General features: G+C 64.7%; 11 protein-coding genes. 2 read left to right on the plus strand and 9 right to left on the minus strand.

Annotation, left to right across the window (positions count from 1 at the left end; genetic code table 11):
• Positions 1-62 precede the first annotated feature (62 nt).
• Entirely contained in the window at positions 63-1142 is a 1080-nt protein-coding gene (locus HKD46_RS16890) for an FUSC family protein (protein WP_045523960.1), read from the plus strand.
• A 69-nt stretch (positions 1143-1211) separates the two neighbouring features.
• Here HKD46_RS16890 and HKD46_RS16895 read toward each other — a convergent pair whose 3' ends face one another.
• From HKD46_RS16895 to HKD46_RS16930, 8 genes are all read right to left on the minus strand, one after another.
• A complete protein-coding gene (locus tag HKD46_RS16895) occupies positions 1212-2585 on the minus strand; it encodes an HD-GYP domain-containing protein (protein WP_103244503.1) in 1374 nt (457 codons plus the stop codon).
• Positions 2586-2669: 84 nt separating this feature from the next.
• Positions 2670-3227 carry a DUF3332 domain-containing protein gene (locus HKD46_RS16900; RefSeq protein ID WP_103244502.1) on the minus strand — a complete coding sequence of 186 codons (558 nt, stop codon included), beginning with the start codon at positions 3225-3227 and terminating at the stop codon, positions 2670-2672.
• A gap of 144 nt (positions 3228-3371) precedes the next feature.
• Positions 3372-4667 carry a PAS domain-containing methyl-accepting chemotaxis protein gene (locus HKD46_RS21595; protein WP_171865699.1) on the minus strand — a complete coding sequence of 432 codons (1296 nt, stop codon included), beginning with the start codon at positions 4665-4667 and terminating at the stop codon, positions 3372-3374.
• 200 nt (positions 4668-4867) lie between these two features.
• Positions 4868-5332, minus strand: coding sequence for a GNAT family N-acetyltransferase (locus HKD46_RS16910; protein ID WP_042864187.1), 465 nt, complete (start codon positions 5330-5332; stop codon positions 4868-4870).
• A gap of 60 nt (positions 5333-5392) precedes the next feature.
• Positions 5393-5848, minus strand: a complete 456-nt coding sequence (locus HKD46_RS16915; RefSeq protein ID WP_045523951.1) for a DoxX family protein — start codon at positions 5846-5848, stop codon at positions 5393-5395.
• The gene (locus HKD46_RS16920) at positions 5845-6597 is read right to left on the minus strand and encodes a DNA-binding domain-containing protein (RefSeq protein ID WP_171865700.1); all 753 of its coding nucleotides are present in this window, start codon (positions 6595-6597) and stop codon (positions 5845-5847) included. Before HKD46_RS16920 ends, HKD46_RS16915 begins: the two co-directional genes overlap by 4 nt.
• 175 nt (positions 6598-6772) lie before the next feature.
• Positions 6773-7615, minus strand: coding sequence for a DUF692 domain-containing protein (locus tag HKD46_RS16925; protein WP_171865701.1), 843 nt, complete (start codon positions 7613-7615; stop codon positions 6773-6775).
• A 59-nt stretch (positions 7616-7674) separates the two neighbouring features.
• Positions 7675-7938 (minus strand): DUF2282 domain-containing protein, encoded by a 264-nt coding sequence (locus HKD46_RS16930; RefSeq protein WP_010673595.1) that lies wholly within the window; start codon positions 7936-7938, stop codon positions 7675-7677.
• 298 nt (positions 7939-8236) lie between these two features.
• Here HKD46_RS16930 and HKD46_RS16935 point away from each other — a divergent pair, with 298 nt between their 5' ends.
• Positions 8237-10261, plus strand: a complete 2025-nt coding sequence (locus HKD46_RS16935) for a BCCT family transporter (protein ID WP_171865702.1) — start codon at positions 8237-8239, stop codon at positions 10259-10261.
• A 160-nt stretch (positions 10262-10421) separates the two neighbouring features.
• Here the strand turns inward: HKD46_RS16935 and HKD46_RS16940 are convergent, their stop codons facing one another.
• Entirely contained in the window at positions 10422-10802 is a 381-nt protein-coding gene (locus HKD46_RS16940) for a hypothetical protein (protein ID WP_053288253.1), read from the minus strand.
• Between the last annotated feature and the right edge of the window lie 476 nt (positions 10803-11278).

The following is an 11278-nucleotide window of genomic DNA, read 5'->3' on the forward strand; positions in this document are numbered from 1 at the left end:
TCAAGGCGAATGCCGTCCCCCTTGCTATCCTCACAACCCTGACCCGAGATAAGAGAACGCCCTTGCGCCTCAATGCCCCGCTCTCCCGCTTCGATCTGCTCATCTATGGCCGCTACCGCCTGGTCCACGGCCTGCGCATCGCCCTGGCCTTCACCCTCACCTTCCTGCTGACCCGGGAGCTCAAGCTGCCGGAGAGCACCTGGCCCCTCATCACCCTGGTGGTGGTGATGGGCCCCATCTCGTTCTGGGGCAACGTGCTGTCGCGCGCCCTGCAACGGGTGGTGGGCACCGTCTTTGGTGCCGCCTGCGGGGTGGTGGCCCTCTATCTGGAGCTCTACTCCCTGCCTCTCATGCTGGCCTGGTGCTGCGCCATCATGTTCCTGTGCGGCTACCTGGCGCTCGGCAAGCGCCCCTATGTGGGGCTGCTCATCGGCATCACCCTGGGGGTCATCGTCGGCGGGGTACCCGGGGACATCGAGACCGCGCTCTGGCGCAGCGGCGACGTCATCCTGGGGTCGGTCCTAGCCCTGCTGTTTTGCAGCATCTACCCCCAGCGGGCCTATACCCACTGGCGTCTGCAGATGCACGACACCCTGCAGCAGGCCGGGCGGCTCTACCACACCCACCTCTCCCCCAACGTGCTGGAGCGCCCCAAGCTCACCCGAAGCCATGCCCGCCTGCTCGCCAAAATAGTCAGCCTGCGCCCCCTGCTGGCCCCGGCGGTCAAGGAGACCCGCCTTGGCAGCCCGCTGTTCGAGGCGACCCAGACCACCCTTCGCAACAGCGTCTGCACCCTGGAGATGCTGGCCAACACCTACTGGCGGGATCGCCAGAGCCACTTCCTGATGCAGAGCCACCCGGGGCTTCGCGCCTGCCAGCAGGCGACGGAGTCAGTGCTCACCGAACTCGCCCTCATGCTCAAGAGCGGCGATACCACGGCGGCCGACCAGGCCATCGGCCGCCTGCAAGAGGCCGCCGCCAGGCTCGATGGGGACGCAAGCCAGGCGCCAGGCCAGGGACACGACCCCACCCTTGGCGGCTACCTCTGGCTCAATCTCCATCTCATCGAGCAGCTCGCCCACCTCCATCGCCTGCTGGGGCTGGTGCTGCAACCCTATGCCAAGCCCTCGGCCCGCCCCTGATCGCGCCGCCTGCAACCGCCCACAAAAAAGCCCCGCCGATGCGGGGCTTGTTTGTCTCGGGCTCGCGCCTTAGCTTGCACGAGCCAGGGGCTGCTCCGGAGTGAGGTAGAGGGAGAAGTCCTCTATCCCCGCCTTCAGGGCGGCAAAGCAGTCGGGGTCGATGGCCGTGCCCAGGTTTTCCGCCATCATCTCCAGGGCCCGCGGTACCGGGATGGCATCCCGATAGGGGCGCTTGGCGGTGATGGCATCGAAGATGTCGGCGGTGGTGATGATGCGCGTCTCCAGGGTGATCGCCTCCCCCTTGAGCCCCTTGGGGTAGCCCTTGCCGTCGAGTCGCTCATGGTGGGCGCCAGCCACCAGGGCCAGCTCCTCGAAGGCGCCGATGCGGCTCAGGATCTCCTCGGTGTAGGCGGCATGCATCTGCACCGCCGCCCACTCCTGCTCGTCAAGCTTGCCCGGCTTGTCGAGGATGGCGTTGCTCACCCCGAGCTTGCCCACATCGTGGAGCAGGGCACCCCGCTTGAGCCAGCGTCGCCGCGCCTCGGACATCCCCATCTGGGCGGCGAGGATGTCGGTATAGAGCGCCACCCTGCCGCTGTGCCCCGCGGTATAGGGGCTCTTGGAGTCCACCACCTGGCCGAAGGCCGCCGCTATCTCGTCCAGATAATCCTCATCCAGCGCCACCTCCCCCTGCCCCGCCGGGTGGGCGAAGACCCGCTCCGCCAACGCGGGATCCGCCAGCCCCTGCCAGAAGGCCTCGTCTGCCAGCGCCTCGAAGGCCCTGACCAGGGCGGGATCAAACCAGTTGCCGCTGCGCTCGCGCAGCTCCCTCATCGCCGCGTCCGGTCCGGCGGCGGCGTGAAACACGTCCACCACCTGACAGAGCAGGGCGATGCGGGAGAAGAGCGGGATGGCCTCTCCCGCCAGTTGTTGCGGCCGCCCTTTGCCGCTCCAGTGCTCATCCAGGGAGAGGATCCCCTGGGCCACCTCGTCGCTGAAACGCAACTGGCGGGCGATGTCCGCCCCCCGGTGGCAGCGGGTCAGGATCAGCTCGTTGGCTATCTGATCCCCGTTGCGAAAGATGTGGAACAGGCTGCGGAAACGGCCCAGCAGATCCGCCTGCAAGCCGGTGTGGCCCAGCACGAAGTTGACCACCTCGGAGAGGGAGCCATCCACCAGCTTGAAGTCGCGCTTGAAGTGAAGATCGTCGGTGAGATAGAGCTCGCAGATGCGGGCGGCATTGCTGCTGCACCCCAGATCCTTGAGCAACAGGGTGTAGTAGAGGTCGTGGCGCTGCCGGGCATCCAGTCCCAGTTGCTCCCCCAGACGAGAGCCTATCCAGCAACAGCGGATGCAATGGCCTCTCGGCTGCCCTTCCGTCATGTCCAGGGCATGGCTGAGAGAACCAATCAGCTCTGCCAAACGCAACCCGTTTACCGTCATAGCCCACTCCCTCTACATCGGGGCGTACTTGCCCGCAGGCATGTATAGCATTTGTTGGGAGTAAAGGATCAGGGGCGCGACAAATTATACCTGCACCGCTCCCCGACTTGCCGCCGCATCGCGCTGCTCGCGGCTCAGGGTCGAGACCAGTCTGTCGTCCAGATAGAGATCCAGTCGCTCCCCGCGCATCTCTCCCCGCATCAGGCTGCGCTGACCATCGATGTAGTGGATCTCCATCTGGGCGGTGCGCTCGTCCGGGTAGCTCACCTGTACCTCGCGCACCCCTTGGGGCAGCAGGGCCAGCGGCACCTGGTTGAGGGCAGGATCCAGGTGCTGGTTCACCTTGATGATCGCATCGCTCTTCTGATCCACCAGGGCGGGCGCCTTGCCGGTGATGGGGTTCTTGCCGGACCAGAATTCGATGGTGTTGAACACGAAGAGATCCGCCGTGGCCGCCAGGCCATAGACGGGGGAGAGCAGCACGAAGACGCCGGCACGGCCGTAGCGGTTGTCCACCACGCTGAGGTTGCCCTTGGTCACCATGGAAGAGAGGCCCATCTGACCCATGCAACCACCGAGCCCCAGGCTCGCCCCCATTCCCAGCAGCAGGGCCAGTGCCCTGCCTCTCTGTCGTACTGCCATTGTTGTCTACCTGCTCAATAAAAAGGAGGCGGCAGCCTAAACAAGGGGGCCGGGCGGCACAATGACGAAGGGGGGCGTCATACAGCCAGGGTTCAGCCTGGCCGTCCGATCGCTCACTCTGTTGGCAGTCTTGCGGTCAGCCCCTCAGATGGAGAGGGCCGATACCGTCTGGGAGACCCTGTCCGCCTCCTGGTGGATTTCGCTCATCAGCTTGTCCACGCCGGCGATCTGCTGCTTGCCGAGTTCGGCGCTGCCCGCCACCCCGGCCATGTCGTCGGTCACCCTGGCGGTCAGCTCGCGGTTCTTCTGCACCACCCGGGCGATCTCGTCGGTAGAGAGCGACGTGCGGGCGGCCAGCTGGCGCACCTCGTCCGCCACCACCGCAAACCCGCGCCCCTGCTCCCCCGCCCGCGCCGCCTCGATGGCGGCGTTCAGGGCCAGCAGATTGGTCTGATCGGCGATGGCGCTGATGGTCGAGACGATGGCCTCGATGCTTCTGGACTGCTCGTTGAGCTGGCCGATGAGGGCGATGGCCTCATCCACCTGGGAGGCGATGAGGGAAGAGGTCTGCACCACGGCGCGCAGCAAGCCCGCTCCCTCCTCTGCGCTGTGCAGGGTCTCCTGGGCGGTGCTGTGGGCCAGGCGGGCCGCCTCCCGGGTAGCGTGGTTCTGCTCGATGCGCGCGGTGATGTCGCTGGCGAACTTCACCACCCGCACCACCTTGCCGCTGCCATCCCGGATGGGGTTGTAGGTCGCCTCCAGCCAGACGGCCTGCCCCCGGCTGTTGTGGCGCATGAAGAGGCCGGATTTGAACTGGCCCCGGGCCAGCTCCTCCCAGAAACGGGGCTGTTCGCGCAGGAAGGTTTCGTCACAGAAGATCCTGTGGTGCCTGCCCGCGATCTCCCCCAGGGTGTAGCCCATGACGCTCAGGAAGTTGGCATTGGCATGGAGGATGTCGCCGTTCGGGGTGAACTCGATCATGGCCCGGGAGCGGTCCAGCGCCTCGGTCAGCGCCTCGAGCCGCCCAAGCCGCTGGTGCTGTTCGGTGACGTCGCTGGCAATCTTGAGTACCCGGGTCACCCGGCCCTGGTGCTTCACCGGGAAATAGGTCGCCTCCAGCCAGCGCGTCTCCCCCTGCCGGTTCACGCGCTCGAAGGTGCCTGACTGCACCTCCCCCTGAGCGAGACGCCGCCAGAACTGGCGATAGTCACCGGACTCCCCCCAGGCCCTCGGACAGAGCTGGCTGTGGGGCTGCCCAATCAGTTCGGCGGCCCCATATCCCATCAGGGCCAGGAAAGGGGTGCTCGCCTCCTGGATGATCCCCTCCGGGCTGAAGATGACGGTGGCGGCGCCCGCCTTGATCGCCTCTATGATGCCCTGCTCCTCGTCGAGCCGGGTCTGGTATGCCTGCAACTGCGCTTTGAGCTTCTGATTGAACATGACACTTCTTCCTCGTTGACCATCCCCATGGGCACCACGGCCTCACCCACAGAGGGTATCGGCACCGCCAGCGCCGACATAAGTGGTCGGACGACTGAAACGAATGGGGCGCTCAGTGTATAGAAAAGCGGCGATGCCGCCAAGGGCTCCCAATACGCAGCCCAGGTCAAAGAGGATCAGCCCGGCGGTGAAAAAGGCGGCTAACGAGCGGGAACGCACTCGAGGCAGGCGGGATTGCCGGCAAAGCCGAACCGTTCGTAGATAGCGCGCCCATCACTGCTGGCATGGAGCCACAGCTTGCCCAGTTGCTGCTCGCGGGCATACGCCACCATGGCCACCAGCAGGGCGTTCGCCATTCCCCGTCTGCGCCAGGCCGGCCGGGTGTAGATGTTGAGCAGGTACCCTTCCCGCCCCGCCAGATTGCCCGGGTAGGGCGGGCGCACGAAGAGTGCCAGGGTGGCGCACGCCACCACCTCGCCCTCCTCCTCCACCACCCAGCTACGGGCGCTGCCCTCTTCCTGCGCCTGAATGAAGTAGGCCTGCGTCGCCTCCCTGAGGACCGGATCCTCATCGGGCCGGGCAAGTTCCCCCACCTCGCAAAAGAGCGCCATGCGCAGTGTCGTCAGGGCAGGAATATCGGCCGCCAGGGCCTCGCGTACCTTCATCTCTTCTCCTTTACATTCCTTTCCCGCCCGTCAGTCAGGCAGGGCTCGTGTGCGGCCACCTTACGCCGGAGGCGAGCGACGGGCAAGGCGCCAGCTGTCGAGCCCCAGGGGGCCCGCCCCCCACACGGCCAGGGTCAGCAGCATCCAGCCCCACAACTGGTGATCGTGAAAGCCTCCCGCCCAGAGGGCCGGGTAGGAGATGACCGCCATGGCGTTGAAGCCAAACAGCAGCAAGGCGACCGGACGGGTGAAGAGGCCCGCCAGCAGGAAGAGGGGCAGCAACAGCTCGGTCGCCGTGCCCGCATAGGCCGCCCACTGCCAGGGCAGCAGGGGCACCTGATATTCGAACTCGAACAGATAGAGGGTGCTGTCCCAGGCCGTGAACTTGAGCCAGCCGGATCGCAGAAAAATGGTGGCGACCCAGAGCCTGGCAAGCAGCAACAGGCCACCGCTGCACCAGGGCAAGATGCGTTCAACAAGGGGGCCAAGGGGCCTGGCAAGGGTTTGCGTTGTCATGGGGCAAGCTCCAGATCGACCAGCAGGTCGAGGGTGATGAGAGGGGCCAGGTGTTCGGCCATGGCGGGATCCTGAGCCAGCAGGCTGGCCAGCGGCCTGCCCTGCAGGCAGCCTTGCAGCAGACGCCAGGCGGCGGCATCCAGGGGAATGGGGTCGACCCGGTGTCCGGGGCGTTTCTTCAGTGCCAGGGAGCAGACTGCATCCAGCTCCCTGACCGTCTCACTGCCGTGCAGGGCCATCTGCCAGAGCGCCAGCACCGGATGGGGGCTCTCCAGGAGTTGCAGATCGCAGGCAGGATGCAGCACCAGCCGCTCCCAGTGGTCAGGGGTCATGGCGGCAAGCCGCTCGGCAGGCCAGCGCCGCGTCTCTGGTGCAAGCAGCGAGACCCGCTCCAGCCCCCACTCGAAGCGGGCCAGATCCCCGAGCCAGGGCAACGCGGCCGTGGTGGGCAAGCGTGCCAGCCAGTCGCCAAAGCCCTCCCCGTAGTCCATGACGCTCCCCTCCTCCAGAGGTGCCGCCAGCACGAACCCTCGTGCCGCCGCCTCAAAGAAAGTCTCGCCAACCATGGCGCGTACCGCGGGGTAGCTGCTGGCGAGCACCTCGGTGAGGCCGAGGATGAAGTTGTTGCGATAGATCTGCAACAGGGCGTCGGGGGCAAAGCGTCCCGGCTGGATGTGCCCGAGGATGGCATCATCCTGGCCGAGCAGACCGCTCGCAAAAGCGCGTTGCAGGGAAGCAAGCTCAGACATGGGCGGCCTCCCCGAGCAGACCGCTCACAAAAGTACCTTGCGGGGAAACAAGCTCAGACATAAGTGGCCTCCCCGAGCAGACCGCTCACAAAAGTACCTTGCGGGGAAACAAGCTCAGACATAAGTGGCCTCCCCGAGCAGACCGCTCGCAAAAGTACCTTGCGGGGAAACAAGCTCAGACATGGGCGGCCTCCCTGGATGTTTGCTGTGCCGCGCTCAGGATCTCGCTGGCACGCTGCGCCTCTCCCAGCAGTACCGGCAGCGGGGGGATCGCCAGATCCCATTCAATCAGGGTGGGGATGGCGCGCTGCTGGCAGACCTGCTCGTAGAGCACCCAGACGGGCTCGGCCACGGGGGTGCTGTGGGTGTCGATATAGAGGGGCCCCTGGGGCAGGTGCTTCTCGGTAAAACCGGCCAGGTGAATTTCGCCGACCATGTCGAGGTCGATAGTCGCCAGATAGTCGTCCACCTCCAGGCCGTGATTGACCGCGCTCACATGGAGGTTGTTGAGATCGAGCAGGACGCCGCAACCGCTGCGCCCAGCCAGCTCGGCCAGAAACTCGGCCTCCCCCATCTCCCCCGCCAGTTGCAGGTAGGAGGAGGGATTCTCGACCAGCAGTTGTCTGCCCAGTGTCTGCTGCACCCGATCTATCTTGTCGCTCATGTGCAAAAGAGCGGCCCGGGTGTAGGGCATGGGCAACAGATCGTTGAAATAGCGCCCGCCGATGCTGCCCCAGCTCAGGTGCTCCGACACCCGTACCGGCGAGATGGCCGCCACCAGGGCTGCCAGCCGGCGCAGGTGCCCGGCATCGAGCGGATCGGCGGAGCCCAGCGACATGCCGACTCCGTGAAGGCTCACGGGGTAGTGCCTCGCAAGCTCCGCCAGCACCTCGAAGCCCTGGTTGTGGCGCTCGAAGTAGTTTTCGCTGTGTACCTCAAGCCAGCCCACTCCGGGCAGGGTGTGGCGGATCTCGTCGTAGTGCGGGGTGCGTAAACCGATACCGATCAAGGGGTTCATGGCTGGGCTCTCAATAGATAGGGCCATGATGTGGCGGGCGCCACACCATGGCATGCGGCTTACTTGGGTTGCAGGGACCCGCCAGCGAGCTTCTCGCACAGCCCCTTGGGCACCACCACGAAGGCATCCCCCTGGGCATCCATCTTGGCGGTGCCGGCGCAGGATCCGCCCTTGGTGGCGCAATCGTTCTTGCCCGCCTTGACCACGCCGTAGCACTTCTCCTTGTCATCCGCAGCCATGGCCGGCGCGGCGATGAACTGGGCACCCAGGGCCAGCAGACCCGTCATGGCAGAGGCGATGGCAGTACTTTTTTTCACGTTCATGTCTCTATTCCTTGTTGTCGAGAGTGATGTCTCCGGCGCATCTCATCCGGCTACGTTCAATAGAACCGGACGAGGGGGGAAAAGATTTCCCAAAAAACGGCACCAACTCGCTATTAACAAACAAGAAAGCGGTAACCATCTGATTTAAAGGCATAAAATACGATGAAAAAAACAGGACGACGAGTGCCTCCCCCATGGTGCTCATGGCCGTTGACCCCGTCACTCGCCGTCCACCCCTTGTCTGCTTTGCACCCGAGGGGCCTATAGTGTCTTGAGTCCTTCCACCCAAAGGTGTCCCATGAATGCTCCCCGTCCCCCCAGATGCACCCTGTCGCTGCCCATCTTCATCCCGGGTCTGCTCTTCATCCTGGCGCTGCTGGCCATCTGCTCCCTGGCCCCGGAGGCCGCCGCCCGCTTCTTCGGCAGCGGCCAGAGCTGGATAGCCCAGCACTTCAGCTGGTTCTATGTGCTGGTGGTCGGCATGTTCCTGATCCTGCTGCTGGTGATCGCCTTCAGCCACTTTGGCAACATTCGCCTTGGGCCGGACGATGCCCGCCCGGAGTTCAGCTTCACCTCCTGGCTCGCCATGCTGTTTGCCGCCGGCATGGGGATAGGGCTCATGTATTTCGGGGTGGGCGAGCCCATGAGTCACTTCGTCTCCCCGCCCCAGGCGACGCCCCTGACCCAGGTGGCCGCCCGCGAGGCCATGGTCACCACCTTCTTCCACTGGGGCTTTCACGCCTGGGCCGTCTACGCCATCGTCGGCCTGGTGCTGGCCTACTTCGGCTTTCGCTACAACCTGCCCCTGACCATCCGCTCCGGCCTCTATCCCATCTTCAAGGAGAAGATCCACGGGCCGCTCGGCCACGCGGTGGACGTCTTCGCCCTGGTGGGCACCATCTTCGGCATCGCCACCACCCTGGGCTATGGCGTGATGCAGCTCTCGGCGGGGATCACCCGCCTCACCGGCATGGACACCTCGGGGGAGCTGTTTCGCTTCGGCCTCATCGGGGTCGTCATTGCCCTCGCCGGCATCTCGGCTGTCACCGGTCTCGACAAGGGGGTGAAGCGCCTCTCCGAGCTCAACCTCTTTCTCGCCATCGTGCTCCTGCTGTTCGTGCTGGTAGCCGGCCCCACCCAGTACCTGCTGGGAGCCCTCTCGGAGAACATTGGCAACTATGTCTCCTCTTTGAGCCAGCTCACCTTCCGCACCTTCACCTACAGCGAGACCCGCCAGGCGGGCTGGTTCGGCAACTGGACCCTGCTCTACTGGGCCTGGTGGATCTCCTGGTCCCCCTTCGTCGGCCTCTTCATCGCCCGCATCTCCCGCGGACGCACCCTGCGCGAATTCATCCTCGGCGTCCTGTTCGTGCCCACCGCCTTCAATCTGCTCTGGATGACGGTGTTCGGCAACGCCGCCATCTGGGCCAGCCAGCATGAGGGGGGCACAAGCCTCATCGACTCGGTCGGCAACATCGACACCCTGCTGTTCAACTTCTTTGACCTCTTGCCGGGAGCGGACATCACCTCGGCCCTCGCGGTGATCCTCATCAGCGTCTTCTTCGTCACCTCCGCCGACTCGGGAGCCTTCGTCATCGACAACATCGCTACCCAGGGCAAGGAGGGCTCACCGATCTGGCAGCGCCTGTTCTGGGCTCTGCTGCTCGGGGTCACCGCGGGTACCCTGATGAGCACAGGGGGGCTGGCGGCGCTCCAGTCCATGACCCTCATCGCCGCCCTGCCGTTTGCCTTCATCATGGTGCTGCTCTGCCTCGGACTCTGCCGCGGCCTTGTCGCGGACAAGGAGCACTCGGCCAGGCGCCTCTCCCCCGCCACTGACTTCTGGAACGGCAAGCAGTGGCGCACCCGGATGGATCACCTGCTGCGCCCCTCCACCGAGCAGGAGGCCCGCGCCTTTGTGGACAAGGTCGCCCTGCCCGCCCTGACGGCCCTGAGTCAGGAGTTCGCTGCCCGGGGCATCACCAGCCGGGTCGAAGAGGATGGGCCGGATCAGTGCCATCTGCTGGTGCCCCAGCAAGGTCGCCGGGACTTCTGCTACGGGGTGCGCATCGAGGCCCGCCCCGCCCCCGCCTTCAACCCCCTGGAGGCGGCCCACAACCACGATCCCGAGGCCCGCATCTTCGAGCCCATCACCTATTTTGCCGATGGCCGTGCCGGTTACGACATCCAGTACCTGACCCGGGACGAGCTGAGTGCCGACGTCTTGCGCCAGTACGAGCGCTATCTGGTGCTGAGCCAGGACGAGGGGCAGGATCTGCTGAGCAGCGCCCCCGAACATACCCAGCCAACCCTGGGAGAGTGATGACCAGGCAGGGATCAAGTCAGCTCCCCGCCCGGAGCTTATGGCCGGGCACACTGGCGGCGAGGGCTGCCCCCACCACCCATCACAACAGAGAAAGGGGCCCCAGGGCCCCTTTCTCGTCAACTGCCTCAACCAGCGTTGGTGTCAGAGCCTCACCGGCTCAGGCGGTTTTCACGCACTTCTGGATAAAGCTGTTCTTGGCCGCCCCGGCGAGCTTCTTGTCCGCCGCAGCCTTCTCGCACTGGGTCGCCTTGTCGGCTGCCCCGTCCGTCTTCACGCACTTTTGCACGAAACTGTTCTTGGCCGCACCGGCCAGCTTCTTGTCGGCGGCCGCTTTCTCGCACTGGCTTGCCTTGGCACTGGCAGAGGCATCTTTGACGCACTTGCCCACAAAGCTGGTCTTGGCGGCGCCCGCCAGCTTCTTCACCGCCGCCTGGGCCTCGCACTCTTGCTGCGCGCCAGAGGTCGCACTCTGGGCTACCCCCATTCCCATGCCCAACACCGTCACACACAGACTCAATACCATCAGGATCCGCTTCATATGACCAACTCCCTTCGTTCTATCCATTGTGGTTAGCCCAACTCACGCGGGCCAAACGAGGCACCCTCGCCTCGCTGCACTATAGTCCCCCCTCCCCGTGACAACAAAATGCCCCTTCCTTCTCGACAACCCCCTCCTTGCCCCCGCTCCGGCCACCCGGCGCCTTCACTTCAATTGTTGAGCTGGCGCAAAAATCCAGCGCTTCCTTGCGGTTGCGTCAACTTTTGACTGGTTTGCGTATGAGGCTTGAGGATATGCTGGCCATTCGGCGCCTACAGCACCATCCGGGCCCCGCCCGCTGGTCGATGGAGCATATTGGAAGCTGTAATCCAGGGGCGGTAGCGTGGGATCATGTACAGGATCTTTAGCGCCAACCAATTGAAATAGATATAAAAAAGGCTTCGTTTGTGATCTAATTTTATCGCCAAACAAAATCAACACGCGCGAAGCCTATGACCATTATTAATGCTAATCAC

Source organism: Aeromonas sp. TW 6 (genome assembly GCF_013168745.1).
In the GTDB taxonomy this organism is placed as follows: Bacteria; Pseudomonadota; Gammaproteobacteria; order Enterobacterales; family Aeromonadaceae; genus Aeromonas; species Aeromonas caviae.

Coding starts and splice junctions, on each gene's coding strand:
- HKD46_RS16895 (WP_103244503.1), bottom strand. CDS start 2,585: ATGACGGTAAACGGGTTGCGTTTGGCAGAGCTGATTGGTTCTCTCAGC.
- HKD46_RS16900 (WP_103244502.1), bottom strand. CDS start 3,227: ATGGCAGTACGACAGAGAGGCAGGGCACTGGCCCTGCTGCTGGGAATG.
- HKD46_RS21595 (WP_171865699.1), bottom strand. CDS start 4,667: ATGTTCAATCAGAAGCTCAAAGCGCAGTTGCAGGCATACCAGACCCGG.
- HKD46_RS16910 (WP_042864187.1), bottom strand. CDS start 5,332: ATGAAGGTACGCGAGGCCCTGGCGGCCGATATTCCTGCCCTGACGACA.
- HKD46_RS16915 (WP_045523951.1), bottom strand. CDS start 5,848: ATGACAACGCAAACCCTTGCCAGGCCCCTTGGCCCCCTTGTTGAACGC.
- HKD46_RS16920 (WP_171865700.1), bottom strand. CDS start 6,597: ATGTCTGAGCTTGCTTCCCTGCAACGCGCTTTTGCGAGCGGTCTGCTC.
- HKD46_RS16925 (WP_171865701.1), bottom strand. CDS start 7,615: ATGAACCCCTTGATCGGTATCGGTTTACGCACCCCGCACTACGACGAG.
- HKD46_RS16930 (WP_010673595.1), bottom strand. CDS start 7,938: ATGAACGTGAAAAAAAGTACTGCCATCGCCTCTGCCATGACGGGTCTG.
- HKD46_RS16935 (WP_171865702.1), top strand. CDS start 8,237: ATGAATGCTCCCCGTCCCCCCAGATGCACCCTGTCGCTGCCCATCTTC.
- HKD46_RS16940 (WP_053288253.1), bottom strand. CDS start 10,802: ATGAAGCGGATCCTGATGGTATTGAGTCTGTGTGTGACGGTGTTGGGC.